Origin of the sequence: Amnibacterium sp. (genome assembly GCF_051956055.1) — a bacterium.
In the GTDB taxonomy this organism is placed as follows: domain Bacteria; phylum Actinomycetota; class Actinomycetes; order Actinomycetales; family Microbacteriaceae; genus Amnibacterium.
The window spans coordinates 99,331-124,517 of sequence record NZ_JBQCGC010000105.1 but is presented as its reverse complement, the minus strand read 5'-3'; the positions used below and the strand labels follow the sequence as shown (position 1 = coordinate 124,517).

At 73.4% G+C, this 25,187-nt stretch carries 30 protein-coding genes; 10 read left to right on the top strand and 20 right to left on the bottom strand.

Annotation, left to right across the window (positions count from 1 at the left end):
* Positions 1-19: 19 nt before the first annotated feature.
* Positions 20-214, bottom strand: coding sequence for a 50S ribosomal protein L35 (gene rpmI / locus ACTHLI_RS15190; RefSeq protein ID WP_440185450.1), 195 nt, complete (start codon positions 212-214; stop codon positions 20-22).
* Complete coding sequence (infC, locus tag ACTHLI_RS15185; protein ID WP_440185448.1) at positions 214-840, bottom strand: translation initiation factor IF-3; 627 nt, start codon at positions 838-840, stop codon at positions 214-216. The genes rpmI and infC overlap by 1 nt, the downstream gene beginning before the upstream one ends.
* A gap of 277 nt (positions 841-1,117) precedes the next feature.
* Between infC and ACTHLI_RS15180 the strand changes: the two genes are divergently transcribed.
* Positions 1,118-1,510 (top strand): DUF1844 domain-containing protein, encoded by a 393-nt coding sequence (locus ACTHLI_RS15180; protein WP_440185446.1) that lies wholly within the window; start codon positions 1,118-1,120, stop codon positions 1,508-1,510.
* A 75-nt stretch (positions 1,511-1,585) separates the two neighbouring features.
* On the opposite strand, the gene ACTHLI_RS15175 is transcribed toward ACTHLI_RS15180, so the two are convergent.
* A complete protein-coding gene (locus ACTHLI_RS15175; protein WP_440185444.1) occupies positions 1,586-2,635 on the bottom strand; it encodes an LLM class flavin-dependent oxidoreductase in 1,050 nt (349 codons plus the stop codon).
* Positions 2,636-2,687: 52 nt separating this feature from the next.
* Between ACTHLI_RS15175 and ACTHLI_RS15170 the strand changes: the two genes are divergently transcribed.
* From ACTHLI_RS15170 to ACTHLI_RS15155, 4 genes are all read left to right on the top strand, one after another.
* Positions 2,688-3,248 carry a dihydrofolate reductase family protein gene (locus ACTHLI_RS15170; RefSeq protein WP_440185442.1) on the top strand — a complete coding sequence of 187 codons (561 nt, stop codon included), beginning with the start codon at positions 2,688-2,690 and terminating at the stop codon, positions 3,246-3,248.
* Between the two features lie 10 nt (positions 3,249-3,258).
* Positions 3,259-3,909 carry a pentapeptide repeat-containing protein gene (locus ACTHLI_RS15165; protein WP_440185440.1) on the top strand — a complete coding sequence of 217 codons (651 nt, stop codon included), beginning with the start codon at positions 3,259-3,261 and terminating at the stop codon, positions 3,907-3,909.
* A gap of 122 nt (positions 3,910-4,031) precedes the next feature.
* Positions 4,032-5,882, top strand: coding sequence for an MFS transporter (locus tag ACTHLI_RS15160; RefSeq protein WP_440185438.1), 1,851 nt, complete (start codon positions 4,032-4,034; stop codon positions 5,880-5,882).
* Positions 5,879-6,367: a MarR family winged helix-turn-helix transcriptional regulator gene (locus ACTHLI_RS15155; RefSeq protein ID WP_440185436.1), complete on the top strand. Its 489-nt coding sequence runs from the start codon at positions 5,879-5,881 to the stop codon at positions 6,365-6,367. The genes ACTHLI_RS15160 and ACTHLI_RS15155 overlap by 4 nt, the downstream gene beginning before the upstream one ends.
* Before the next feature lie 17 nt (positions 6,368-6,384).
* Here ACTHLI_RS15155 and ACTHLI_RS15150 read toward each other — a convergent pair whose 3' ends face one another.
* From ACTHLI_RS15150 to ACTHLI_RS15125, 6 genes are read right to left on the bottom strand one after another with little or no spacing between them, the layout of a single operon-like run.
* On the bottom strand, positions 6,385-7,152 hold the full coding sequence (locus ACTHLI_RS15150) for an SseB family protein (RefSeq protein WP_440185434.1): 768 nt from the start codon (positions 7,150-7,152) through the stop codon (positions 6,385-6,387).
* A complete protein-coding gene (gene priA / locus ACTHLI_RS15145; protein ID WP_440185504.1) occupies positions 7,149-7,883 on the bottom strand; it encodes a bifunctional 1-(5-phosphoribosyl)-5-((5-phosphoribosylamino)methylideneamino)imidazole-4-carboxamide isomerase/phosphoribosylanthranilate isomerase PriA in 735 nt (244 codons plus the stop codon). The genes ACTHLI_RS15150 and priA overlap by 4 nt, the downstream gene beginning before the upstream one ends.
* A gap of 17 nt (positions 7,884-7,900) precedes the next feature.
* On the bottom strand, positions 7,901-8,566 hold the full coding sequence (hisH, locus tag ACTHLI_RS15140) for an imidazole glycerol phosphate synthase subunit HisH (protein ID WP_440185432.1): 666 nt from the start codon (positions 8,564-8,566) through the stop codon (positions 7,901-7,903).
* Positions 8,563-9,162, bottom strand: coding sequence for an imidazoleglycerol-phosphate dehydratase HisB (hisB, locus tag ACTHLI_RS15135; protein ID WP_440185430.1), 600 nt, complete (start codon positions 9,160-9,162; stop codon positions 8,563-8,565). The genes hisH and hisB overlap by 4 nt, the downstream gene beginning before the upstream one ends.
* Positions 9,159-10,247, bottom strand: coding sequence for a histidinol-phosphate transaminase (locus tag ACTHLI_RS15130; protein ID WP_440185428.1), 1,089 nt, complete (start codon positions 10,245-10,247; stop codon positions 9,159-9,161). Before ACTHLI_RS15130 ends, hisB begins: the two co-directional genes overlap by 4 nt.
* 40 nt (positions 10,248-10,287) lie before the next feature.
* A complete protein-coding gene (locus tag ACTHLI_RS15125; protein ID WP_440185426.1) occupies positions 10,288-10,773 on the bottom strand; it encodes a LysM peptidoglycan-binding domain-containing protein in 486 nt (161 codons plus the stop codon).
* Between the two features lie 198 nt (positions 10,774-10,971).
* Between ACTHLI_RS15125 and lexA the strand changes: the two genes are divergently transcribed.
* The 3 genes from lexA (at position 10,972) to ACTHLI_RS15110 (ending at position 13,502) form a co-directional block, all read left to right on the top strand.
* Positions 10,972-11,652, top strand: a complete 681-nt coding sequence (gene lexA / locus ACTHLI_RS15120) for a transcriptional repressor LexA (protein WP_440185424.1) — start codon at positions 10,972-10,974, stop codon at positions 11,650-11,652.
* A gap of 120 nt (positions 11,653-11,772) precedes the next feature.
* Positions 11,773-12,699, top strand: coding sequence for an ABC transporter ATP-binding protein (locus ACTHLI_RS15115; RefSeq protein ID WP_440185422.1), 927 nt, complete (start codon positions 11,773-11,775; stop codon positions 12,697-12,699).
* Positions 12,696-13,502, top strand: coding sequence for a hypothetical protein (locus ACTHLI_RS15110; protein WP_440185420.1), 807 nt, complete (start codon positions 12,696-12,698; stop codon positions 13,500-13,502). The genes ACTHLI_RS15115 and ACTHLI_RS15110 overlap by 4 nt, the downstream gene beginning before the upstream one ends.
* Before the next feature lie 130 nt (positions 13,503-13,632).
* Here the strand turns inward: ACTHLI_RS15110 and ACTHLI_RS15105 are convergent, their stop codons facing one another.
* Entirely contained in the window at positions 13,633-14,514 is an 882-nt protein-coding gene (locus ACTHLI_RS15105; RefSeq protein WP_440185418.1) for a DNA-3-methyladenine glycosylase family protein, read from the bottom strand.
* An 11-nt stretch (positions 14,515-14,525) separates the two neighbouring features.
* The gene (locus tag ACTHLI_RS15100; RefSeq protein ID WP_440185416.1) at positions 14,526-15,479 is read right to left on the bottom strand and encodes a GlxA family transcriptional regulator; all 954 of its coding nucleotides are present in this window, start codon (positions 15,477-15,479) and stop codon (positions 14,526-14,528) included.
* A gap of 82 nt (positions 15,480-15,561) precedes the next feature.
* Here ACTHLI_RS15100 and ACTHLI_RS15095 point away from each other — a divergent pair, with 82 nt between their 5' ends.
* Entirely contained in the window at positions 15,562-15,705 is a 144-nt protein-coding gene (locus ACTHLI_RS15095; protein ID WP_440185414.1) for a hypothetical protein, read from the top strand.
* A gap of 4 nt (positions 15,706-15,709) precedes the next feature.
* Here the strand turns inward: ACTHLI_RS15095 and hflX are convergent, their stop codons facing one another.
* A complete protein-coding gene (gene hflX / locus ACTHLI_RS15090; RefSeq protein WP_440185412.1) occupies positions 15,710-17,209 on the bottom strand; it encodes a GTPase HflX in 1,500 nt (499 codons plus the stop codon).
* Between hflX and ACTHLI_RS15085 the strand changes: the two genes are divergently transcribed.
* Positions 17,195-17,797: a class I SAM-dependent methyltransferase gene (locus ACTHLI_RS15085; RefSeq protein WP_440185410.1), complete on the top strand. Its 603-nt coding sequence runs from the start codon at positions 17,195-17,197 to the stop codon at positions 17,795-17,797. The two genes, hflX and ACTHLI_RS15085, sit on opposite strands and share 15 nt — an antisense overlap.
* A 3-nt stretch (positions 17,798-17,800) precedes the next feature.
* Here the strand turns inward: ACTHLI_RS15085 and dapF are convergent, their stop codons facing one another.
* The 8 genes from dapF to ACTHLI_RS15045 form a co-directional block, all read right to left on the bottom strand.
* Positions 17,801-18,667: a diaminopimelate epimerase gene (gene dapF / locus ACTHLI_RS15080; RefSeq protein WP_440185408.1), complete on the bottom strand. Its 867-nt coding sequence runs from the start codon at positions 18,665-18,667 to the stop codon at positions 17,801-17,803.
* A gap of 11 nt (positions 18,668-18,678) precedes the next feature.
* A complete protein-coding gene (locus tag ACTHLI_RS15075; RefSeq protein ID WP_440185406.1) occupies positions 18,679-19,809 on the bottom strand; it encodes an MFS transporter in 1,131 nt (376 codons plus the stop codon).
* A 90-nt stretch (positions 19,810-19,899) separates the two neighbouring features.
* A complete protein-coding gene (gene miaA / locus ACTHLI_RS15070; protein WP_440185404.1) occupies positions 19,900-20,823 on the bottom strand; it encodes a tRNA (adenosine(37)-N6)-dimethylallyltransferase MiaA in 924 nt (307 codons plus the stop codon).
* Between the two features lie 7 nt (positions 20,824-20,830).
* The gene (miaB, locus tag ACTHLI_RS15065; RefSeq protein ID WP_440185502.1) at positions 20,831-22,273 is read right to left on the bottom strand and encodes a tRNA (N6-isopentenyl adenosine(37)-C2)-methylthiotransferase MiaB; all 1,443 of its coding nucleotides are present in this window, start codon (positions 22,271-22,273) and stop codon (positions 20,831-20,833) included.
* 113 nt (positions 22,274-22,386) lie between these two features.
* Entirely contained in the window at positions 22,387-23,127 is a 741-nt protein-coding gene (locus ACTHLI_RS15060) for a regulatory protein RecX (RefSeq protein ID WP_440185402.1), read from the bottom strand.
* A 3-nt stretch (positions 23,128-23,130) separates the two neighbouring features.
* A complete protein-coding gene (recA, locus tag ACTHLI_RS15055) occupies positions 23,131-24,222 on the bottom strand; it encodes a recombinase RecA (RefSeq protein ID WP_440185400.1) in 1,092 nt (363 codons plus the stop codon).
* A 297-nt stretch (positions 24,223-24,519) separates the two neighbouring features.
* Positions 24,520-24,741, bottom strand: a complete 222-nt coding sequence (locus tag ACTHLI_RS15050) for a DUF3046 domain-containing protein (RefSeq protein WP_440185500.1) — start codon at positions 24,739-24,741, stop codon at positions 24,520-24,522.
* On the bottom strand, positions 24,738-25,073 hold the full coding sequence (locus tag ACTHLI_RS15045; protein WP_440185398.1) for a helix-turn-helix domain-containing protein: 336 nt from the start codon (positions 25,071-25,073) through the stop codon (positions 24,738-24,740). The genes ACTHLI_RS15050 and ACTHLI_RS15045 overlap by 4 nt, the downstream gene beginning before the upstream one ends.
* Between the last annotated feature and the right edge of the window lie 114 nt (positions 25,074-25,187).

Below are 25,187 nucleotides of genomic sequence, written 5' to 3'. Positions count from 1 at the left end.
TCTCCTGGTTCCTGCGGGCCTAGCGGCCGAGCATCTTCTTGATCTGCTTGGCCTGCGGCGCGGCCACCTCGGAGTCGCCCGTGATGCGACGGGTGAAGCGGCTCGACTTGTTCTCGAGGTTGTGGCGCTTGCCCGCCTGGGCCTTCATGACCTTGCCGCTGCCGGTGATCTTGAACCGCTTCTTGGCACCGGAGTGCGTCTTCTGCTTCGGCATCACTGCTCCTGGGATGTCGGGGCGTCACCCGCACCGGTGGGTGCGGGGGTGTTCTGGTTCCGGGCTGCCGCGCGGCGCGCGTTCTGCTCCGCCTTCGCGTCGACCTTGCTCTTCACGGGGCCGATCACCATGACCATGTTGCGACCGTCGATCGTCGGGCTCGACTCCACGTTCCCGAATTCGCGGATGTCCTCCGCGAACCGGGCCAGCAGGCGCACGCCCTGGTCGGGGCGGGACTGCTCGCGGCCGCGGAACAGGATCATCGCCTTCACCTTGTCGCCGGCCTTGAGGAAGCCCTCGGCACGCTTGCGCTTGGTCTCGTAGTCGTGGTCGTCGATCTTCAGACGGAACCGCACCTCCTTGAGGACGGTGTTCGCCTGGTTGCGACGCGCCTCCTTGGCCTTCTGCGCGTTCTCGTACTTGAACTTCCCGTAGTCCATGATCTTGACGACGGGAGGACGGGAGTTCGGCGCCACCTCGACGAGGTCGAGGTCCGCCTCCCTGGCCAGCCGAAGGGCGGTCTCGATCGGGACGACGCCGACCTGCTCGCCGGCGGGACCGACGAGTCGGACCTCCGGGACACGGATCTTGTCGTTGGTACGGGGATCGCTGATGCGTTGCTCCAAACAGTCGGTCGTGGGGCGCACGCGGGTGCGGCGCCCCTGGGTTCAACCGGCGGTCGGGCAGAAGGATTCCGCGACGCACGCCCCGGTCGCCCGGTTCGCCGCCACTCATCGCACCCCGTCGCTCCGATACCGGAGGGAGGTGCTTCGACCTCGTCGCCCTTCGGTGAAGGCGGGCGGGAGGTGGGATCGCTCCACTTCGCACACCGGGTCGAGACCCGGAACCGCAGCATCGTACCAGAGGGGCGCGCGACCGGGCGGGCCCGGGAAGAATGGGCCCGTGACCGACTACCGATACTCCCCCGACGACGCCCCAGGGGAGTCCGAGGCCGCGGACTCCCTCGACGAGCTCGCCGACGCGACGCGCGACATCGCGGACGTCCCTGCCGTCGAGGTGATCGGGGCGGCCGCGGTCCACCTGATGAGCGCCGCCGCGGTGAAGTGCGGGCTCGCGGACGACCCCGCCGCCCAGAAGGACCTCGACGAGGCGCGGAAGCTCATCACCGCGCTCGCCGGGCTGATCACCGCGGCGGCTCCGGAGATCAGCGACTCCCACGCCCGCCCCCTGCGGGACGGGCTGCGCACGCTGCAGCTCGCCTTCCGCGAGGCGTCGACGGTGCCGGACCCCATCGGGCTCGGCCCGGGCGAGAAGTGGACCGGCCCCGTCACCTGAGCGATCGTCGTGCGAATAGAAGGGGTTCCTGCGGGCTTCGGGCCGTCAGGAACCCCTTCGAATCGAACGGGCGGGTCAGACCTCGGCCAGGGTCCGCTCGGCCGGGGGGACCCAGCCGATCGCCGGGGCGATGTGCTTCGCGACCGTCTCCAGGAGGCGCGCGTTGTACTCGACACCCAGCTGGTTGGGGACGGTGAGCAGCAGCGTGTCCGCCGCCTGCACCGCGGCGTCGCCCGCCAGCTCCTCCGCCAGCACGTCGGGCTCGCCCGCGTAGGTCCTGCCGAAGCGCGCGTTGCCGCCGTCGAGGTACCCGACCTGATCCTCGGAGTCCCGCTCCCCGCCGAAGTACAGCCGGTCGACGTCGGTGGTGATGGGCATGACGCTGCGGCTGACGGAGACGCGCGGCTCCCAGTCGTGCCCCGCCTCCCTCCAGGCGTCGCGGTACACCTGGATCTGCTCGGCCTGCAGCTCGTCGAAGGGCACCCCGGTGTCCTCGGTGAGCAGGGTGGACGACTGCAGGTTCAGCCCCTGCTCGGCGACCCACCGCGCGGTCGCACGGGTCCCGCTCCCCCACCAGATCCGTCGGGCGAGACCGGGCGACTGCGGCTGCACGGCGAGCCCCTGCGAGACACCGGTCATCCGGGGATCGGAGGCCACGACACCCGCTCCCTGGATCGCCGCCAGGAAGAGCTCGAGCTTGTGGCGCGCGAGGTCCGCGTCCGTGAGCCCCTCCGGCGGCACGAACCCGAAGGCGTGCGCCCCGTTCAACGCCGGCTCGGGTGAGCCGCGGCTCACGCCGAGCTGCAGGCGCCCACCCGAGATCTGATCCGCGACCCCGGCCTCCTCGGCCATGTACAGGGGATTCTCGTACCGCATGTCGATCACGCCCGTACCGAGCTCGATCCGGCTCGTGCGCGCCGCCATCGCGGCCAGCAGCGGGAAGGGCGCGGAGAGCTGCGGGGCGAAGTGGTGCACGCGGATCGACGCGTTGTCGATGCCGATCTCCTCCGCCGCGACCGCCAGCTCGATCGTCTGCAGCAGGGTGTCGCGCGCGGTGGGCGTGCTCGACCCGCGCGCCGGCCCCCAGTGGCCGAAGGAGAGGAAGCCGATCCGCTTCGTAGACATGTCAACGATCTTACGCCTTGACCGTGCAGACGACGGGGTGGACGGTGGGCGCATGGCGCGGCTCACGGCGTTCTTCATCTGCTCGCTCGACCTGCGGATCGCGGACGCCGCGGGCGACTTCCGGTGGGCCGCCCCGCCCGAGTCCGTGCACGCCCTCGTCAACGAGCGCGAGCGCGGCGTCGGCACCTACCTCTACGGCCGGCGACTCTGGGAGACGATGCGGTTCTGGGAGACGACCCCGGACGACGGCTCCGTCCCGGGCGACTACGGCGTCATCTGGCGGCAGGCGGACAAGATCGTCCACTCCCGGACGCTGACATCGGTCGACACCGCGCGGACCCGGCTCGAGCACGACTTCGATCCGGAGGCGGTGCGCCGGCTGAAGACGGAGGCGTCCTCCGACCTCACCGTCGGCGGCGCCGACCTCGCGGCCCAGGCGATGCGCGCAGGCCTTGTCGACGAGCTGATCCTGCTGCTCGTGCCGGCGATGGTCGGCGAGGGTCCCAGGGCGATCCCCGACGGCGTCGCGCATCGACTCGCCCTCGAGGAGGAGCAGGTCCTCGAGGAGGGCTGGGTCCTCCTCCGCTACTCGATCCGAGCGGGAACGCCCTAGCGTGGAGCGCGTGGCGAAGCGCGATGCGACGACCCCGCGACTCACCGCGGTCGTGCTGCCGGAGCTCGAGGAGGGGGCCGCGCTCGACGACCGCGGCCGGTTCGACGGGCTGCGCCTCGCCGGCCTCGATGGGGCCGGGGCCCAGTTGAGCGGGGCCGTGTTCGACGAGTGCCTGCTGGAGGGCGTGGTCCTCGACGACGCGCGCCTCGACGGTGTCCGGATCGTCGACAGCGTGCTCGACGGCGTGACCGCGACGTCGCTGCGCGCCGCGCGGGTGGTGCTGCGCGACGTCCGCGTCGAGGGCTGCCGCATCGGCGCCGCGGAGTGGTTCGAGGCGACGCTGAGCCGCGTCGAGTTCATCGGCTGCCGCATCGACTACCTCGGCCTGTCCGACGCCGAGCTCGAGGACGTCCGGTTCACCGACTGCACCATCGGCGACCTCGATCTGCGCGGGGCGACGGTGCGCCGGACCGCGGTCGAGTCGTGCCGCGTGCGCGAGCTCGCCGTCAACGGGGCCCGGATCGAGCACCTCGACCTGCGTGGCGCGGAGCTCGACCGGATCGATCACGCCGCGGCGCTCTCCGGCGCGATCCTGTCCGAGGCGCAGCTCCCCCGCTTCGCCCCGCTGCTCGCCGAGGCGCTCGGGATCACGATCCGCTGAGGCGCGGGGGACGCCCCGCGCCGATCCAGGGGGAATCCGGGGCGGTCCCATATGGTTGCTTCCTGGTAAGCAATGATCCGGCCGACGGCGTCCGGCTCCCATCACGATCCGCCGGAGCCACTTTGAGCACCACCGCGCAGGCCCCTCGCAGGGCCCTCTTCGACAAGGACCACCCGCACTACAAGTGGGTCGCCCTCAGCAACACCACGCTCGGCATGCTGATGGCGACGATCAACTCGTCGATCGTCCTCATCTCCCTGCCCGCGATCTTCAACGGCATCAAGCTGAACGCCCTCGACTCCGGCAACACGAGCTACCTGCTCTGGATGCTGATGGGCTTCATGCTCGTCACCGCGGTGCTCGTCGTCGGCTTCGGCCGCCTCGGCGACATGTACGGGCGCGTGAAGATCTACAACGCGGGCTTCGTGCTCTTCACGATCGGGGCGATCGCGCTGTCGCTCGACCCCTTCATGTCGGGCGCCGGCGCGCTCTGGCTGATTCTGTGGCGGGTGTTCCAGGGCATCGGCGCCGCGATGCTGTTCGCGAACTCGACCGCGATCCTCACCGACGCGTTCCCCGCGGACCGCCGCGGCATGGCGCTCGGCATCAACCAGATCGCCGCGATCGCGGGCTCGTTCATCGGGCTGATCCTGGGAGGCCTCCTCGCCGTCATCGACTGGCGGGCCGTGTTCATCGTGTCCGTGCCGATCGGCATCGTCGGCACGATCTGGTCCTTCAAGTCGCTGCACGAGGTCGGGCAGCGCAACCCGGGTTCGCTCGACATCCCGGGCAACGTGCTGTTCCTCCTCGGCCTCACCTCCCTGCTCACCGGCATCACCTACGGCATCCAGCCCTACGGAGGCGCAGCCACCGGCTGGCTGAATCCCTGGGTGCTCGGCGCGATCATCGGCGGCATCGTGCTGCTCGGCGTGTTCGTCGCGGTCGAGCTGCGTCGCAAGGCGCCGATGTTCCAGCTGCGGCTGTTCTCGTCGCGTCCGTTCGCGATGGCGAACCTCGCCGGGATCCTGGCGGCAGTCGGCCGCGGCGGCCTGCAGTTCATGCTCATCATCTGGCTGCAGGGCATCTGGCTGCCGCTCCACGGCTACTCCTACGCGGACACGCCGCTCTGGGCGGGCATCTACCTCCTGCCCCTCACCGTCGGCTTCCTGATCTCGGGCCCGGTGTCCGGCATCCTCTCGGACCGCTGGGGCACGCGCGGCCTCGCCACCGCCGGGCTGCTGCTGAGCGCCGCCACGTTCATCGCGCTCCTGCTGATCCCGGTCGACTTCGCGTACTGGGTGTTCGCGGTCATCACCTTCCTGAACGGCGTCGGGTCCGGCATGTTCGGTGCCCCGAACCGGGCCACGATCATGGGCAGCGTGCCGCCCAACCAGCGCGGGTCGGCCTCCGGCATGGCGGGCACGATCCTGAACGCCGGCTCCTCGCTGTCGATCGGCATCTTCTTCTCCCTCATGGTCGCCGGGCTCGCCGGTTCGCTCCCGCAGGCCATGCGGGCCGGGCTCACCGCGCACCACGTGCCCGCGCAGGCCGCCGACGCGGTCGCGAACATCCCGCCCGTCGGGAGCCTGTTCGCCGCGTTCCTCGGCTACAACCCGATCGAGACGCTGCTCGGGCCGACCGGCATCCTGAAGGCGATCCCGGCGACGGACTCGGCGACGCTGACCGGCAAGCAGTTCTTCCCGAACCTGATCGCCGGCCCGTTCCACGACGGTCTGGTCATCGTGTTCATCGCCGCGGCGGTCATGTCGGTGATCGGCGCGATCGCGACCCTCGCCGGCGGCAAGCGCGCCGCGGTCGCCACCCGCAGCGTCACGCCGGCCCAGGCGCGCGGCGAGGCCGTGCTCGCGGAAGCCGACGAGGCCTTCGCGCACCATGTCGCGGTCGCGCACGCCGAGCACGCGGACCGCGCGGAGACGGAGGACGCCGACACGGAGTCGGAGCCGGCCAGGTGAACGCGCCCGAGGTCGCGGCCGCCTCTCCCCACGGGGAGGGCGCGGCCGCGCGGCCCGACCTCGCCGAGCGCCTGGCGTTCGTGGCGGGCAGCCTCAACCGGCGCCTCCGGCCGCCGGCCGACGCGCTGACGCACGTGGCGGTGTCCGCCCTCGCCTCGATCGACCGGCTCGGCGCGGTGCGACCGGGCGAGCTGGCGCGGATCGAGGGCATCGCGGCACCCGGGATGACCCGCCTCGTGACCGAGCTCGAGCACCGGGGGCTCGTGACCAGGTCCGCCGATCCGGCGGACGGCCGCTCGCAGCTCGTCCGGCTGACGCCGGCGGGCACGGAGGCGGTGGCGCAGGCGCGACGCGAGCGCGCGGCGGGGGTCGCCTCGATCCTCGCCGAGGTCGCCCCTGACGACCTGCCCGCACTCGAGTCCGCCATCGCGACCCTCGAGGCGGCCCTCCTGGCCACCACGCCGGGTCCGGGCCGCACCGCCTGAAGCGCTCCCCGAGGGGTTCAGCAGAAGGCGGCCTCGAGCCGTACGGCCATCGAGTCCACCCTGGCGCGCACCACCGGGTCCTCGGTCCACCGCCGCTGGACCCTCGCCATCAGCTCGCCGACCTGCTGCTGGTCCAGGGTCTCGTGCAGGACGATCACGACGAGGACCTCGGCGCCGTCGAACGACGCCCGCGGATCGCCGGCGCCGACCCGCGCGGTCGTCACCGCGGGCTCGTCGGCGACCGCGGCCCTGATCGCCCGCCCGACCTCCGGATCGCCCCAGGGGGCGCGCCACGGCAGATCGCGGGCCAGCGCCTCGAGCGCGCTGCGTCGGACGCCGAAGCGGTCGGTCGCGGCGTCGATCACGACGAGCTCCGTCCCGTCGCTCGCCGCGCCGAGCGCGACCTGCCTGGCCGGAGCGGGCACGGGCCGCGCCTTCGGGTTCCACGCCTGCATGGCCGCAGCGGAGGAGAACGCGGGCAGCACCCGGCGACCGTCCGGCCCGGCCACCGTCACGAGCGCGAGCTCCGCGGTCTTGTCGAAGGCGTGCCCCGAGGCCGTCTCGCCGCGCTCCCCCACCTCCGCGAGCAGCGGGACCAGGAGGCGCGCCCCGCGCAGCGCGTCGACGACCGCCTCGACCCCGGCCTCACCGGCGTGGAACGCCGCGAGTGCCTCCACGTACGCCGCGGGCGCGGTGCCGTCGTCGTGGCCCCACGGGGACGGCTCGAACGACCGGCCGGCGAACGGCCTGCCCGCCGAATCCGCGCGATGGGCGGCGTCGCTCACAGCGTCGCGACGGCGAGCGCCTCGCTGAGCGTGAACGCACCCGCGTACAGCGCCTTGCCGACGATCGCGCCCTCCAGGCCCGCATCGGTGAGCGTGCGCAGCCGGCGCAGGTCGTCGAGGCTGGCGATGCCGCCGGAGGCGACCACCGGCTTCCCGGTGCGTTCGAGCACCTGCGCGAGCAGCTCGAGGTTCGGTCCGGCGAGCGTGCCGTCCTTGGTCACGTCGGTGACGACGTAGCGCGAGCACTCGGCCCGCTCGAGCCGGTCGAGCACCTCCCAGAGGTCGCCGCCCTCCCGGGTCCAGCCGCGGGCGGCGAGCGTCGTGCCGCGCACGTCGAGCCCCACCGCGATCCGATCGCCGTAGAGGGCGATGACGCGCTCCGTCCACGCCGGGTCCTCCAGGGCCGCGGTGCCGAGGTTCACCCGCTGCGCCCCGGTGGCGAGCGCGGCCTCGAGGCTCGCGTCGTCCCGGATGCCGCCGGAGAGCTCGACCCGCACGTCCTCGACCCGGTCGATCACCGCGCGGATCACATCGAGGTTGCTCCCGCGGCCGAACGCCGCGTCGAGGTCGACGAGGTGGATCCAGGAGGCGCCCTGGTCGGCCCAGTCCCTGGCGGCCGCGATCGGGTCCCCGTACCCGGTCTCGGTGCCCGCCTCCCCCTGCACGAGCCGCACCGCCTGGCCGCCGGCGACGTCGACGGCGGGCAGCAGGACGAGCGGGCGCTCCAGCATGGACTTCTCGGGCAGGCTCACAGGGTCTCCAGCCAGTTGGTGAGAAGCCGCAGACCGGCCGCGCCGGACTTCTCGGGGTGGAACTGCGTCGCGGCGAGCGGGCCGTTCTCGACGGCCGCGACGAAGGGGCCGCCGTGCTCGCCCCAGGTCACGAGCGGCGCGGCGAGACGCGCGGCCGGCGGCATCGACCAGGAGCGGACGCCGTACGAGTGGACGAAGTAGAACCGCTCGTGCTCGACGCCCGCGAAGAGCCGTGAGCCCTCAGCCGGGCGCACGAGGTCCCAGCCCATGTGCGGCAGGACCGGCGCGTCGAGCCGCTCGACGTCGCCCGGCCACTCCCCGAGGCCGGGGACGGCCTCTCCGCCCTCGAGACCGCGCTCGAACAGCACCTGCAGCCCGACGCAGACGCCGAGCACCGGGCGCCCTCCCGCCAGCCGCCGCTCGATCAGCTCGGGACCGCGGGCGGCGGTCAGCCCGGCCATCACGGCCGCGAACGCGCCGACCCCGGGGACGTAGAGGCCGTCCGCCTCCTGCACCGCGGCGCGATCGGCGGTGAGCCGCACGTCGGCGCCTGCCGCCTCGAGCGCCTTGACGGCGGAGTGGACGTTGCCGCTGCCGTAGTCGAAGACCGTGACGCGCGGGCGCCGACCGCCGCGGGCGGCGGCGGACGCGGGCACCGTCACAGCGCCCCCTTCGTCGACGGCACCCCCGCGACCAGCGGGTCGAGGCGCTTCGCGGCACGGAAGGCGCGCGCGAAGGCCTTGAACTCGCTCTCCGCGATGTGGTGCGGGTCGCGACCGGCGAGGACGTCGATGTGCGCCGTCATCCTGGCGTTGAACACGATCGCCTCGAAGACGTGCCGCACCATCGCGCCCGTGAAGTGGCCGCCGATCAGGTGCAGCGCGAAGCCCTCCGGCTCACCGCCGTGGACGAGGTACGGGCGCCCGGAGAGGTCGACGACGGCGCGCGTCAGCGCTTCGTCGAGCGGGACGGTCGCGTCGCCGAAGCGGGCGACGCCGACCTTGTCGCCGAGCGCCTCCCGGATCGCGTCGCCCAGCACGATGCCGACGTCCTCGGCCGTGTGGTGCACGTCGATGTCCGTGTCGCCGGAGGCGGTCACCGTGAGGTCCGTCAGCGAGTGCTTCGCGAAGGCGGTGAGCAGGTGGTCGAGGAACGGCACCGACGTGCTGATGGTCGATGCGCCCGTGCCGTCGAGGTCGAGCGACAGCTCGACGCTCGACTCGGAGGTCGACCTGGACCTCGTCGCGGTGCGGCTCATCGGGCACCCACCGGGGTGAGCGCGCCCATCGCCTCGAGGAACACGTCGGTCTCCGCCGCGGTGCCGGCGCTCACCCTGAGCGCACCGGGGATCGCGAGGTCGCGGATGAGCACCCCCGCGTCGAGCAGTCCCTGCCAGAGCGCGGCGGGGTCCGCGACGCCGCCGAACAGCAGGAAGTTCGTCCAGCTCGGCCAGACGCGGTAGCCGAGCGCCTCCAGCCCGGCCGCGGTGCGGTCCCGCTGGGTCCGGATCTCGTCGACCATCTGCAGCATGAGCGGCGCGTGCGCGAGCGCGCCGAGCGCCGCCGCCTGCGTCAGCGCGGACAGGTGGTACGGGAGGCGCACGAGCCGCAGCGCGTCCGTGAAGGCGGGATCCGCGGCGAGGTAGCCGAGTCGCGCGCCGGCGAACGCGAACGCCTTGCTCATCGTGCGGGAGACCGCGAGCCGTGGGCGGCCGGGCAGCAGCGTGAGCGCGCTCGGGGCGTCCTTCGGCATGAACTCGCCGTACGCCTCGTCGACGATCAGGATCCCGCTCGTGGCGCCGTACGCGGCCTCGATCGTGTCCAGACCGACCGGGGTGCCGGTCGGGTTGTTCGGTGCGCAGAGCACCGTGATGTCGGGCCGGGTGCGCTCGATCTCCGCGACGACAGTCGCGGGTTCGAGGCGGAAGTCGTCGTCCCGCCGCCCGAGTGCGACGGCGGTACCGGTGGTCACGGCGTAATTCGGGTACATCGAGTACGTCGGCGGGAAGGTGAGCAGCGTCCGTCCGGGTCCGCCGAAGGCCTGGAACACCTGCTGCAGCACCTCGTTCGAGCCGTTCGCGGCCCACAGCTGCGCCGGCGAGAGGCCGTGCCCCAGGTAGTCCGTCAGGGCCTCCCGGAGTGCCGTGAACTCCCGGTCCGGGTATCGGTTCACGTCGTCGAGCGCGATCGCGACCCGCTCGAGGATGTCGACGCGCACCGCCTCCGGCACCGGATGCGTGTTCTCGTTCACGTTCAGCGTCACCGGTACGTGCAGCTGCGGGGCGCCGTAGGCGGTCCTGCCGACGAGGTCGGCGCGCAGCGGGAGGTCCGCGAGCGAGGTCACGCCCACGATTCTCGCAGACGGCGCGGGGACCCCTCCCGGGTCAGTCCCCGGCGGGCAGGAGGAGCACGGCTCCCGCGTCGACGCCCGCGCCGCCGAGGTGGTTCACCCGCTCGATCGCCGCGACCGTGACGCGCGGATCCGCCTGCGGCGCGACGCGCTCGGCGATGCGCCAGAGGGTCTCACCGCTGCCGACCACGACGGTGCGCGGCGCCTGCCTCGGCGCCGCCTCGGCGACCCCCGGTGCCGCCGCGAGCAGCGCCCCCGAGAGCGCAAGCAGGGCGGGCAGCACCACCAGCACGACCTGACCGCGGCGGGTGAGCCGCAGACGCGGCGCCGGGGCGCGCCCGGACCGGGCGGCGGCGGCCTGCGGCATGCCGGCGACGCGCGGCGCACGCACCACGGGCACCCGATGCGCGCAGGCCGCGCCTCCCCGGACGGCGGCGCGGCGCGCAGGCACGGGCCGCAGCTGCACCGCCGCCGGCTCCGCCGCCTCGTACTCGATCCAGTCGTTCTGCACCGTGAACATCGCGTTCCCCTTCCGCAATCGCCGTCGAATCGAACATAGCTTCGAGCGCTCAATCCGTGCAAGCAGATCTTCGATCGGGGGTCCGACATCGCCGGACGTCCGATCGAACACGTGTTTGCACCCGGCACGCGGTCCGAATACCATCGGTGTGACTCCCGGATGCGGGGTCACGCGGGGACGCGGGAGCGTGGAGGACCGATGACGGACGAGCAGGCCACCGGCCGGACGCGATCCCGACGGCGGACGTCGCTGTCGCCGAAGCAGCACGCGATCCTCGAGGCGATCCAGCGCTCGGTCGCGTCACGCGGCTACCCGCCGAGCATGCGCGAGATCGGCGACGCGGTGGGACTGGCGTCGCTGTCGAGCGTCACCCACCAGCTCAAGCAGCTCGAGCTCTCCGGCTACCTCCGCCGCGACCCGAAGCGTCCGCGCGCCCTCGAGGTCGTCATCCCGGTCCCCGTGTCGGCCTCGGCCGAGTCCGACACCCATGCCGTGCCGGTGGGCGATGCGGCGATGGTGCCGCTCGTCGGCCGCATCGCCGCCGGCATCCCGATCACCGCGGAGCAGCAGGTCGACGAGGTGTTCCCCCTCCCTCGCCAGCTGGTCGGCAAGGGCGACCTCTTCATGCTGAAGGTCGTCGGCGAGTCGATGATCGACGCCGCGATCTGCGACGGCGACTGGGTCGTCGTCCGATCGCAGCAGACCGCGGACAACGGCGAGATCGTCGCCGCGATGCTCGACGGCGAGGCGACGGTGAAGGTGTTCCGGCAGCGCGACGGCCACACCTGGCTGCTGCCCCGCAACTCGGCCTTCGAGCCGATCCTCGGCGACGAGGCCGTCGTGCTGGGAAAGGTCGTCGCGATCCTCCGCGCCGTGTGACGACGCGCCCGGGTCTCGGTTCATCCCTCCGGATGAGATCCGTCGCGATCCTGGGCACGGATCCCTCGGCCTCTCTACGGTGGTCGGAGGCGCGCGCCGGTCGCGCCGGAGGGAGCGCCCGTGATCGAGGCGAGAGGGCTGGTCAAGCGATACGGCGCGAAGACGGCGGTGGCAGGGATCGATTTCGACGTCCGGCCGGGAGTCGTGACCGGGTTCCTCGGCCCCAACGGCGCCGGCAAGTCGACGACGATGCGGATGATCGTCGGACTCGACGCGCCGACCGCGGGGACCGTTCGCGTGAACGGACGCCCGTACCGCGACCACGCGGCACCGCTGCACGAGGTCGGGGTGCTCCTCGAGGCGAAGGCTGCGCACCGCGGGCGCACGGCGCGCAACCACCTCAGAGCGCTGGCCGCCACGCACGGGATCCCGGACCAACGGGTCGACGAGGTCATCGATCTCGCCGGGTTGCGGGACGTGGCCCGCAAACGCGTCGGCGGGTTCTCGCTCGGGATGGGGCAGCGGCTCGGCATCGCCGCGGCGCTGCTCGGCGACCCGGCGACGCTGATCCTCGACGAGCCGGTCAACGGGCTCGATCCGGACGGCGTCCGGTGGGTCAGGACGTTCGTCCGGGAGCTCGCCGCCGAGGGCCGGACCGTGCTGCTGTCCTCGCACCTCATGAGCGAGATGGCGCAGACCGCCGACCACGTGATCGTCCTCGGCCGCGGCAGGGTGCTCGCCGACATGCCGATCGGCCAGCTCATCGCCGGCGGCGGCTCGAGCGTGCGTGTCGCGTCCCCGCGGAGCGCCGAGCTCGCCGCCGTGCTCCGGTCCCACGGCGCGACGGTCTCGGACGGGCAGCACGACCTGTTCGACGTCGCCGGGATCGACGCCGCCGCGGTCGGCGAGGCGGCGGCCGCCGCCGGCATCCCACTGCACCAGTTGACGACCGTCGAGTCGTCGCTGGAGGAGGTCTACCTCGCGATGACCGCCGAAGACGTCGAGTACCGGAGCGGGTCCGCCGTTCCCGAAGGGAGCCGGGCATGAGCGCGGTCGTCACGACCGACCGGGCCGGTACCAGAGGGGTCACCGCCGGGGGCGTGCTCCGGTCGGAGTGGCTGAAGCTCGTCAGCGTGCGCAGCACCTTCTGGACGACGGCGGTGTCGCTCGCGCTGACCGCGGCCGTCTCCGTGCTGCTCGGGGTCGCCGCGCGACCCGATCCGAGCGGCGGCCCGTCGAATCTGCCGCTCGTCGGCGCCTCCGTCAGCCTCAGCCTCGTCGCGCTCGTGGTCGGCGTGCTCGGTGTGCTGTCGATCGGGGGCGAGTACGCGACCCTCCAGATCCGCTCCTCCTATACGGCGGTACCGGCACGGTGGCCCGCGCTGGTCGGCAAGGGCGTGATCGTCGGGCTGTGGTCGTTCGTGCTCGGGCTGGTCGTCACGTTCGGCAGCTTCGGGGTGGTCGCGGGCCTGTTCGGCGCGAAGGGCGTCACCGTCGCCTTCGACGGCGACACCGTGGGCGCGCTGCTCGGCGGGGCCTCCTACCTCGCCGTCGTGGCGGTGTTCGCCGTCGGGCTCGGCGCGCTCGTCCGGGCGTCGGCCGCGGGCATCACGATCCTGGCCGCGCTCCTCTTCGTCGCGCCGACGATCGTGAACCTCGCCGCCGCGCTGACCCGGGCGGATTGGCTGCGCACGGCGGGCGAGTACCTCCTCTCGTCCGCGGGCGGGGTGCTGTACGCCGGCCCGGACCCGACGGCCATCCCGCTCTGGGGCGCCCTGATCGCGCTCGTCTGCTGGGTCGCCGCGGCGTGGATCCCCGCCCTGCTGCTGACCAGGGCCCGCGACGTCTGAGGCACGCGGGATCGCCGTCGACGGTCTCGTGAACGCGCGCGACCTCGGCGGACTCCCGCGCGCGATGCTCCCGGACGACCAGGCGACGGCACTCCGCACCTGGCGCGGGACCCTGCCCGGCTGACCCCGCTCAGGCCGGCAGCGTGTTGACGGCGTGCACCCCGGTCGCCCAGAGGTACTGGACGGCGTGCGTCCGGTATGGGCGCCACGACTCCGCCCGGGCGGCGAGCGGGCGGGGCGCGTCCGGGAGCCCGAGCCGTCGCGCCGCCTGCACGACGCCGAGGTCGGTGGGCAGGAACGCGTCGACGTGGAGCGCGCGCATCAGCACCGTGTCGGCCGTCCACGGCCCCACGCCCGGCAGGGCGAGCAGCGCGGCGCGGACCTCGTCCGGCGGCGAGGCGAGGTCGACCGTCCCGTCCGCGAGCGCCGACGCGACGCCGAGCACCGTCCGGATGCGGGACGAGGGCATGCGCAGCACCTCGGTGAGGCGGTGCGGCTCGGCCGCGAGCGCCTCCGCGGTCGGGAACAGATGGGTCAAGCCGCCGTCCGGCGCCTCCAGCGGCTCGCCGAAGGCGGCGACCAGCCGCGCCGTGTGCGTGCGAGCGGCCGCGGTGGAGACCTGCTGGCCGATCACCGCTCGGAGGACCATCGCCTCCGGGTCGAGCGTCCCGGGCGCGCGCCGGCCCGGAGCCGCGACGACGAGCGGAGTCAGCACCGGGTCCGCTTCGAGCACCGCCTGCATCGCGTGCGGATCGAGCGCGAGGTCGAGGGCGATCCGCACCCGGGCGAGCGCCTCCGCCTCGTCGCTCCGGTGGGCGAGCCGGAGCGACGCGGGCACGCCGTGCGCTGTGGGCAGCCCCACCTCGATCACCGCGGCGCCGTGGGCGAGCCGGACGGCGGCGCGGTAGGCGCCGGCCCGCCACTCCTCCACCCCGGGCACGGCGGTCGCCGCGAGATGGCCGTAGAGGTTCGAGGGGTCGAGCGGCGGGGTGAACGGCAGGTGGAGCAGCACCGGTGCCGCGCTCAGGCGGGGACCAGCCCGAAGCGGCGCCGGTAGGCCTGCGGCGACACGCCGAGCTCCGTCGCGAAACGGTGCCGGAGCACCGACGCTTGACCGAATCCGACATCGCGGGCGATCTCCTCCACGGAGCGGTCCGTCGACTCGAGCAGCGACCGCGCCGCGAGGAGCCGCTGCCGAGCGACCCACGCGGCGGGTGTCGCGCCGGTGGCCTGCCTGAACCGGCGCGCGAACGTGCGCGGCGACTGGTGCGCGCGCGCAGCGAGGATCTCCACCGGCAGGTCGTCCGCGAGGTGCGCCTCGATCCAGTCGAGGAGGGGCGCGTACCCGTCATCGACGTGCTCCGGCACCGGGGCGGCGATGTACTGTGCCTGCCCGCCGTCGCGCTGCGGAGGCACGACCATCCGCCGGGCGATGATGTTCGCCGCGGCCGCGCCGAACTCCTCCCGCACCACGTGCAGCGCGGCGTCGATGCCCGCTGCGGTACCGGCGCCCGTGACGATCTTCCCGTCCTGCACGAACAGCCGGTTCGGGTCGACCGAGCTCGCCGGGAACCGCTCGGCCAGCGCCCGGGCGTGCATCCAGTGCGTCGTGCTCGGTCGGCCGTCGAGCAGGCCGGCCTGCCCGAGCACGAAGGCGCCGGAGCAGGCGCTCAGCACCCACGCCCCCCGGTCGTGCGCGGCGCGGAGCGCGTCGAGCACCCGGGGGTCGGCCCTGTCCCCGACGGGCAGCGCCGGCACCGCCACGAGATCGGCGTCCGCAGCGACGTCGAGGCCGTTCGGGACGTCGAGCGTCATGCCGTGCGGGAACGGGAGCGGTCCGGGATCGGCGGCGACGACCCGGAAGTCGAACGAGGGGACGCCGTCGTCGTGGCGATCGATGCCGAACACCTCGCAGAACACGCCGAACTCGAACACGGCCATGCCAGGCATGGCGAGCACGGCGACCTTCCGCAGCATGCGCTCAGTCTGGCAGAGAATCGACGGACGATGTCCGTTCTGCCACTCGTGGCAGGATCCCGGTGGCCGTAGCGTCCCTGCCATGGCCTTCGTGATCCTCCTCTTGCTCCTCGCCGCCGTCGCCGCGGGCGCCGTGCTCGGCACGGTCGAGGCCGTGCGCCGGGACGGGTACGGACCGCGGCCCGACCGCTCCGACCGGACCGCGGACCCGCGCCGCCTGCTCTGACGCCTCAGACCAGGTAGGGCTCGAGGACGGCGCGTTCCTCGTCGCCGACGAGCGCCTGGATGCGCGCACCGGTCTCCTCGTAGACGGTCGCGAGCACGCGACCCTTCTCGTGGAGCAGCGACACGAGGCCACCCTCGTCGAACGGGATGAGCACCGTGACCTCGTGCCGCGGCACCGGCAGCAGCGCGCCGATCGTCGCGAGCAGGCGGTCGACGCCCTCCCCGGTCCGCGCCGACACGAACAGGGCGGTGGGCTCCATCCCGCGCAGCACGAGCCGGGTCGCCTCGTCCGCGAGGTCGGCCTTGTTGAAGACCACCTGCTCAGGCACCTCCCGCGCACCGACCTCCGCGATCACCTGGCGCACCGTCGCGAGCTGCGCGGCCGGGTCGGGGTGCGAGGCGTCGACGACGTGCAGCACGAGGTCGGCGTGCTCGACCTCCTCGAGCGTCGAACGGAAGGCCTCCACCAGCTGGTGCGGCAGGTTGCGCACGAAGCCCACCGTGTCCACGAGGGTGTACGGGCGGCCGTCGGCCGTCTCCGCACGCCGCACCGTGGTGTCCAGGGTGGCGAACAGGGCGTTCTCGACGAGCGCCCCGGCCCGCGTGATGCGATTCAGGAGGCTCGACTTGCCCGCGTTCGTGTACCCGGCGATCGCGACCGACGGCACCGCGTTGCGCACCCGGTTCTGCCGCTTGACGGCCCGGGACGGAGCCATGTCGGCGATCTCCCGGCGGAGCTTCGCCATCCGGGAGTGGATGCGCCGGCGGTCGAGCTCGATCTTCGTCTCACCCGGTCCGCGCGAGCCCATGCCGGCGCCTGCGCCGCCCACCTGGCCGCCCGCCTGGCGGGACATCGAATCGCCCCAGCCGCGCAGCCGCGGGAGCAGGTACTGCAGCTGCGCCAGCTCCACCTGCGCCTTGCCCTCCCGGCTCTTCGCGTGCTGGCTGAAGATGTCGAGGATCACGGCGGTGCGGTCGATGACCTTCACCTTGACGACGTCCTCGAGGGCACGCCGCTGGCTCGGCGCGAGCTCGGTGTCGGCGATGACGGTGTCGGCGCCGACCATGCGGACGATGTCGCGCAGCTCCTCCGCCTTGCCGGAGCCGAGGTAGGTGGAGGGGTCCGGGTTCGGCCGGCGCTGCAGCAGGCCGTCGAGCACCTGCGCGCCGGCGGTCTCGGCCAGCGCGGCGAGCTCCGCCAGGCTGGTCTCGGCCTCGACCTGGCCGCGCGAGTACACGCCGATCAGCACGACGCGCTCCAGCCGCAGCTGCCGGTACTCGACCTCGGTGACGTCCTGGAGCTCGGTCGAGAGCCCCTGCACCCGACGGAGCGAGTTGCGCTCCTCCAGGTCGAACTGCTCGCCGTCGAAGTCGTCGTGCGTCGCGTCGATCGCGCGCTCGAGGTCAGCGGTGTGGATGGTGTCGGTGTCGCGCAATGCGCCTCCTGCTTCGCGGTGCCCGATGCTCCGCGTGTGGTTCGATGCTTCGTCGTGGATGGGGAGCACTACTTCAGCGCGCAGCCCGCGAGCGAGCGCCGCGAGCGCGTCATCCGGGTCGTGCTCCAGGGTGAGCCGTTCGAGCTGAGGACCGCGGACGGCGTGTTCAGCTCGGAACATCTCGACACCGGGACCGCCGTGCTGCTCGCCTCGGTCCCGCCTCCGGCGTCGGAGGGGGAACTGCTGGACCTCGGCTGCGGCTGGGGTCCGATCGCGATCGCGATGGGCAGACGGTCTCCTGGTGCTTCGGTGTGGGCGGTGGATGTGAACGAGCGCGCCCTCACGCTCGCCGCCGCGAATGCCCGACTCGCCGGCGTCCAGGTCAAGACCGCATGCCCCCAGGATATTCCCGCCGGGCTGGAGTTCGCGACGATCTGGTCCAATCCTCCGATCCGCATCGGCAAGGACGCGCTGCACGAGCTGCTGCGGACCTGGCTCCCCCGGCTCGCGCCCGGCGGGGAGGCGTGGCTCGTCGTGGCGAAGCAGCTCGGCGGCGACTCGTTGCAGCGGTGGATCGCGGAGTCCTTCCCGGACCTCGACGTCAGCCGCGCGACGACCGACAAGGGGTTCCGGGTGCTGCGGGTCGCCCGCGGCTGAGGGTCAGACGTCGACGACGCCGGTGTAGACGAGCTCCGCCGGGCCGGAGAGGGCCACGTGCTCGCCGTCCTCGGCGGGGAACATCCGCACGCCCAGCACGCCGCCCGGCACCGTGACGCGCCACTCGTCGGGCGCTCCCCGCCCGGCCCAGTGCCGGGTCGCGAGCGCGGCGGCGACCGCACCCGTACCGCAGGACAGCGTCTCCCCGCTCCCCCGCTCGTGGACCCGCATGCGGATCCGCGCGACGCCGTCGTCGTCGACGAGCGGGTCCTCCGGTCGCACCAGCTCGACGTTCGCACCCGTCGGGGGCGCGGGATCCAGCACGGGGGCCCCGGACAGGTCCGCTCCGGTCAGCTCCTCGTCGTCCGCGAGCGCGACGACGACGTGCGGGTTCGGCACGTCGATGGACAGGCCGGGCCGCACGACGTCGACGCCGGCGATCCGCACGGCGACGTCGTCGGGGCCGAGCGTCCACCGGCCCAGGTCCACGACGTAGCCGGTCCCGCTCCGCTGCACGGTCATCACGCCGCCGCGGGTCGCGATCGGCAGGCGCTCACCCGCCGGCAGCTCGACGAGCCCCTCCTCGATCAGGAAGGCGGTGAACACGCGGATGCCGTTGCCGCACATCTCGGCGGTGGACCCGTCGGCGTTGCGGTAGTCCATGAACCACGCCGCCGCCGTCCCCTGCGGCGCGAGCGGCTCCGCCGACGTGGGGACGGCACGCAGCAGGCCGTCCGCGCCGATGCCGAAGCGCCGGTCGCAGAGCCGCGCGACGTCGCTCGGCTTCAGGTCGAGCTCGCCGTGCGGGTCGGCCACGAGCACGAAGTCGTTCCCGGTGCCGTGTCCCTTCGTGAAGCGGAGCTCGGCCATGGCGGATGAGCCTACCGAGCGTGCGCGGGGCGGGAGGGCGCGAGCGGACCGAGCCGGCGCCGCACGGCCGTCGTCGCGCCGGCCGCGGCGGCGAGCAGGAGGGCGGGCGCCGCGTACGCGACGCCGGGGACCGCACCGGCGACCAGGGAACCGACGGCGGCCGCGACGATGAGCAGCGCGACCTGGAGCGCGAACACGGTGGGGATCCTGGCGGGTGCCACGAACCGGTCGAGGCCGAGCGCCGACCCGAGGGACTGCGTCCCGGTCGCCAGGCCCAGCGCGACGGCGGCGGGCACCGCGGGCGCGCCGACGAGGAGCAGCAGGTAGACGAGCGCCATCCCGCCCGAGCCGAGCGCGAGGAGGCGGAAGGCGTGCCGCGGTCCCACCCGGCCCCCCAGGAGCACCGCGCCCGCGACCTCCGCGAGCGCGAGCACCGCGAACGTGGCGCCGGAGGTCGCCGCACCCGTCCGCAGCGGCACGAGCACCTGGAGCGTGCCGATCCCGAAGCCCGCGGCCGCCGCCCCGCCGAGCAGCACCAGCACGCCGCGACCCGGCACGCGACCGACGGGGGCGACGCCCCCCGCGGCGCCACCGCGATGCGCCACCGCGAGGAGCAGCGCGGCGAGCACCCCGCCGGCTGCGGCGATCGGCGGGACGAGGCCCACCCGACCGGCCGTCGCCAGCGCCGCAGCCGCGATGGGGCCGAGCGCGATGCCCGCCTGGAACAGCACGTTCACGAGCGCGTAGGCGCCCGGGCGATCCCGGCCCGGCACCGAGCTCGCGAACCGTCCCCGGACGGCCGGGGTGATCGCCGGGATCGCCAGGCCGGCGAGCACGGCCCCTGCGATGCGGGCGTCACCCGCGAGCAGCACCGCCGCGACGGGACCGAGCAGCGAGAAGAGCGGGAGGAGGAGCGCCGCGCGGACGCGCGCGAGCAGCGCGCCCTGCGTGACGACGCCGACGGCGTTCCCGATCCCGAACGCGGCGGCGAGCAGCCCCGCCTCCCCGGCCGACCCGTGCCGGTCGAGGACCGCGAGCACGATGCCGAGCGGCCACATGCCGATCGGGACCGCGCCGATCAACGCTGCGATCAGCGAGAGGGCCGTGGATGGCTGCTGCAGCAGTCGGCCGTAGGTGCGCACGGGGGTCCTTCGAGACACCCACCCACCCGGAAGAGGCTGCTCCCTCAGGGGGCCGCACGGCGGCCCGGGACCAGGATACCGGCCTCGCGGTCAGTCGGCCGCCTGCGCCATCGCCTCGAGAACGCGCTCCGTCCGCCTCGGATCGTCGCCGTCGACCGCGAGCGCGCCCTCGTCCCTGGCGAACCACGCCCGCTGCCTGCGGACGACGCGCCAGGTGAGGCGCACGGTCTCGGCGAGGCCGTCCTCCTCCGACATCCGTCCGGCGAGCACGGCGATCGCCTGCGCGTACCCGATCGCCCTCGACGCCGTCTGGCCCTCCGCGAGGCCGCGGGGCAGCAGGGCGCGGACCTCGTCGAGGAGCCCCTCCTCCCGCCACATCCGCTCCGCGCGCGCGGCGAGCCGGGCGGCGAGCGGATCGTTCGGCACCTCCACCACCACCCGGAGGGCCGGCCGCCAGAACGGCGCCGCGTCCGGCAGCGACGCGGCGAACGGCTCGCCGGTGAGCGTCACGACCTCGAGCGCTCTGATCACCTTGCGCAGATTCGCGGAATGGATCCTCGCCGCTGCGACCGGATCCTGCTCGGCGAGCCTGCGCCAGAGCGCGTCCGCGCCGAACGACTCCGCCTGCTGCTCGAGCTCGGCGCGCAGGTCGGGGTCGGTCGCCGGGAACTCGAGCTCCCGGAGCACCGACTCGAGGTAGAGGCCGGAGCCGCCGACGAGGATCGGCACGGCTCCGCGCGCCTCGACGGCCGCGATCGCGGCGCGCGCCGCATCCCGGTAGACCGCCACGCTCGCCGTCTCCGTGACGTCCCACAGGTCGAAGAGGTGGTGGGGGACGCCGCGCCGCTGATCGACGGGCAGCTTGGCGGTGCCGACGTCGAGCCCGCGGTAGAGCTGCATCGCGTCCGCGTTGACGACCTCCGCCGCACCACCCGCGCGCGCGATCGCCTCCGCGACGTCGAGGGACAGCCCGGTCTTCCCGGTGCCGGTCGCGCCGGCCAGGACGAGCAGCACGGGCGGCTCAGCCGCCCTGGGCGGACCGGAGGCCCGGCAGCCCGAGCGAGACCGCCCTGGCGCCGCCCGACGGCGCGGGAACCGCGCAGGAGGCCGCCTCCCGCGCATCCCACGCGTCCCCGGCACGGGTGCGCTCGAGTCGAGGGGCGGCACCGGCGGGCACGTCGGCGATCAGGTACGCGGGCGCCGCATCCGTGACCCGCACCGTCACGAGGTCGCCTGGTCGGGGCCGCGCGACTCCCTCGGGCAGGCCGACGTGCACCAACCGGTTGTCGGCGGCCCGGCCGGAGAGCCGGCGGGTCGCGCCGTCCTTCCGGCCCTCGCCGGTGCCGACGAGCACCTCGACTTCGCGGCCGACGAGGGCGCGGTTGCCGTCCCAGGACAGCTGCTCCTGCAGCGCGGTCAGCCGTTCGTACCGCTCCTGCACCACGTGCTTCGGCACCTGGTCCGGCATCGTCGCGGCGGGCGTGCCCGGCCGGATGGAGTACTGGAACGTGAACGCGGAGGCGAACCGCGACTGCTCGACGACGCGGAGCGTGTCCTCGAAGTCCTCGTCCGTCTCGCCCGGGAAGCCGACGATGATGTCCGTCGTGATCGCGGCGTCGGGGATCCGCGCGCGGACGGCGTCGAGGATCCGCAGGTAGCGGTCCGACCGGTAGGAGCGTCGCATCGCCTTCAGGATCCGGTCGCTGCCGGACTGCAGCGGCATGTGCAGCTGCGGCATCACCACATCGGTCTCGGCCATCGCGTCGATGACGTCGTCGGTGAAGGCGGCGGGATGCGGGCTCGTGAAGCGCACGCGGCGCAGCCCCTCGATCTCCCCGGTGGCCCGCAGCAGCTTGCCGAACGCCTGCCGGTCCCCGAACTGGACCCCGTAGGTGTTCACGTTCTGGCCGAGGAGGGTGACCTCGATCGCGCCGTCCGCGACGAGCGCGCGGATCTCGCCGAGCACGTCGCCCGGCCTGCGGTCCTGCTCCTTGCCGCGGAGGGAGGGCACGATGCAGAACGTGCAGGTGTTGTTGCAGCCCACGGCGATCGACACCCACCCGCTGTACGTCGATTCGCGCTTCGTCGGCAGCGTGGAGGGGAAGACCTCGAGGGACTCGAGGATCTCGATCTGCGCCTCGTGGTTGTGCCGCGCACGGTCGAGCAGGGTCGGCAGCGCACCGACGTTGTGGGTGCCGAAGACCACGTCGACCCACGGCGCCTTCTCGAGGATGGTCGAGCGGTCCTTCTGCGCGAGGCAGCCGCCGACGGCGATCTGGAAGCCGTCGCGCTCCCGCTTCACCTTGGCCAGGTGGCCGAGGTTGCCGTAGAGCCGGTTGTCCGCGTTCTCGCGCACGGCGCAGGTGTTCAGCACCACCACGTCGGGCTGCTCGCCCGCCATGGCGGCCACATAGCCCGCCGCCTCGAGCGAGCCCGCGAGCCGCTCCGAGTCGTGGACGTTCATCTGGCAGCCGTAGGTCCGCACCTCGTAGGTGCGGGCCGGGGCCTCGAGGAGGTCGGTCGCGCTCACCCGAGCAGTGTAGGAACCGCGCAGGGGGTTCCACGCCGCTGCTCGCGTCAGCGGATGCCCGCGCCCTCGAGCGCGCTCCGGACCGCGGTGCGGAGGGAGGAGCCCGAGTACCCCTTGCGCATGAGGTAGGCCGCGAGCCGCCGCTCGGCGACGTCGAACGCGAGCGAGCCGAGCCGGCGGGCGCGCTCGTCGGCGACCTCCTGCAACCGCGCCTCCGCGGTCTCCTCGTCCTCCGCCTGCTCGACCAGCACGGCGTCGATCACGTCCTGCGGCACCAGGCGGCCCCGCAGCGTCGAGCGGATCGCCTGATCGCCGAGTCCCTTCCGCTCCCGGAGGCGGTCGACGAGCCGCGCCGCGAAGGCGGCGTCGTCGAGCAGGCCGCTCTGCCGCAGGCGCTCCAGCTCCCCCTCGACGTCCTCCGGCGGCAGCCCCTTGGCGACGAGCTTCGCCCGGATCTCGCCCTCGGACGCGTCGTGCCGGGTGAGCGCCGCGATCGCGACGTTCTCGGCACGCCTCGACGTCCTGGTCCGCGGCAGCGGCGCAGGGGCGTCCGCGTCCACACCCGGCACGGCCCACTGAGCCTCGTCCTCGGCGTCCGCGGCGCCCGGCGCGCCGTCCTCCGCGCGGCGCCGGGCCTCGGGACCCGCGATGCGCTCGATGTCGGCGAGCGTCTGCTCACGGACGGGTCGCGGGAGGCGGGAACGGCCGGAGGGGGCCGAGCGCTGCTCGACCCCCTCCTGCTGTCCGCTGCCCGCGCGGTTCCCGGGGAACTGCAGCAGCTCACCCATGGGTCAGGCGCCCACCTTGCGGGCGACCGGCGCGCGGCCCTGGAGCGGCTCGACCGGCGCGGCGGCCGCTGCGGCATCCTCGGCCGCCTGCTGCTTGTATGCGCCGACCCCGAGCTTCTTCAGGATCTTCTGCTCGATCTCGTTCGCGATGTCCTTGTTGTTCAGCAGGAAGTCGCGGGCCTTCTCCTTGCCCTGCCCGAGCTGGTCGCCCTCGTACGTGTACCAGGCGCCGGACTTCTTGACGATGCCGTGCTCGACGCCGAAGTCGATCAGGCTCCCCTCGCGGGAGATCCCGACGCCGTAGAGGATGTCGAACTCGGCCTGCTTGAACGGCGGGGCCATCTTGTTCTTGACGACCTTCACCCTGGTGCGGTTGCCGACCGCCTCCGCGCCGTCCTTCAGGGTCTCGATGCGACGGATGTCGAGTCGCACGGAGGCGTAGAACTTCAGCGCCTTGCCGCCCGCGGTCGTCTCGGGGCTGCCGAAGAAGACCCCGATCTTCTCGCGGAGCTGGTTGATGAAGATCGCGGTGGTCTTCGTCTGGTTCAGGCCGCCGGTGAGCTTGCGGAGCGCCTGCGACATGAGGCGGGCCTGCAGGCCGACGTGGCTGTCGCCCATCTCGCCCTCGATCTCCGCCTTCGGCACCAGGGCCGCGACCGAGTCGATGACGATCAGGTCGATCGAGCCCGAACGGATCAGCATGTCGGCGATCTCGAGCGCCTGCTCACCGGTGTCGGGCTGGGACACGAGCATGGCGTCGATGTCGACGCCGAGCTTCTTCGCGTACTCGGGGTCGAGCGCGTGCTCCGCGTCGATGAACGCCGCGATGCCGCCGGCGCGCTGCGCGTTCGCGATGGCGTGCAGCGTGAGCGTCGTCTTCCCGGAGGACTCCGGGCCGTAGATCTCCACGATGCGCCCGCGGGGCAGGCCGCCGACGCCGAGCGCGACGTCGAGCGCGATGGATCCGGTCGGGATGACCTCGACCGGGGCGCGCTCGTCGCTGCCGAGACGCATGACCGACCCCTTGCCGAACTGGCGGTCGATCTGGGCGAGCGCGGTCTCGAGGGCCTTCTCGCGGTCGGTGATGGATGGCATGTTCCGGTCTCCTCGTGGTCGTGTCCCCGGGCGGCCCCGGGGCGCGCTGCTGCCCATCGGCTGTCGTCCCGATGCGGAATCGACAGGGCTGGCGGCACTCCGCCTGTCTGGATCCGACTGTACGAAGCCCCTCCGACAGCGGATGCCGGACGGGCCCCGGACCGCGGATCGAGCCGTCTGGAGCGCCTGTGGAGGAGCCTACGCCGGATCGAACACGGGTTCGATCGACACGCCGCGAGACGTCCGGCGGATGCGCGATCGCGTTCGACCCGCGGCGGAGCCGGGCGCGGGTCCCGGTCAGTGGTGGACGGGACGCCCGCGACCGTGCCAGCGCTCCCGCGGCACCTCGTTGGCGCGGCAGAGCGCCGCCCACACCTCGCCGGCGGGCACGCCGCCTGACAGGGCCTGCTCGGCGGTGCGGCCGCCGAGCTCGTCGATCACGAGCTCGGCGACGAGCACGCGACCCTGCGGCTCACCGAACTCCTCGTCGACGGCGAGCCGGAACTCGCTGACCTTCAGTGCGCGACCAGATCCGCGCGGCGGAGGCCGTCGGTGCCGCCGTCGCGCCCGAAGCGCTCGGTGAAGTCGGCGGGCAGCGCATCGGGCACCTCGATGCCCTCCAGCACCGCGAGCCGGTCGCCGACCTCGCGCATGATCACCGACACGGGGGTGTCGAGGGCGTCGGCGACGGAGGCGAGGATCTCGCTCGACGCCTCCTTCTGCCCGCGCTCGACCTCGGAGAGGTAACCGAGGGCCACGGACGCCTTGCTCGCCACCTGACGGAGGGTGCGGCCCTTCTGCAGACGGAAGTCACGCAGGACGTCGCCGAGCTCCTGACGAACGAGAACCATGTTGTCCCCTCCTTCTCGTTGTTCGGTGTCGAGTGGTTCGGAACCGCCGGTCGAGCGGACGGCCACTGTACCCCTGCGGTGCTGCGACAACGGTACGGCTGCTCACCGACGCCG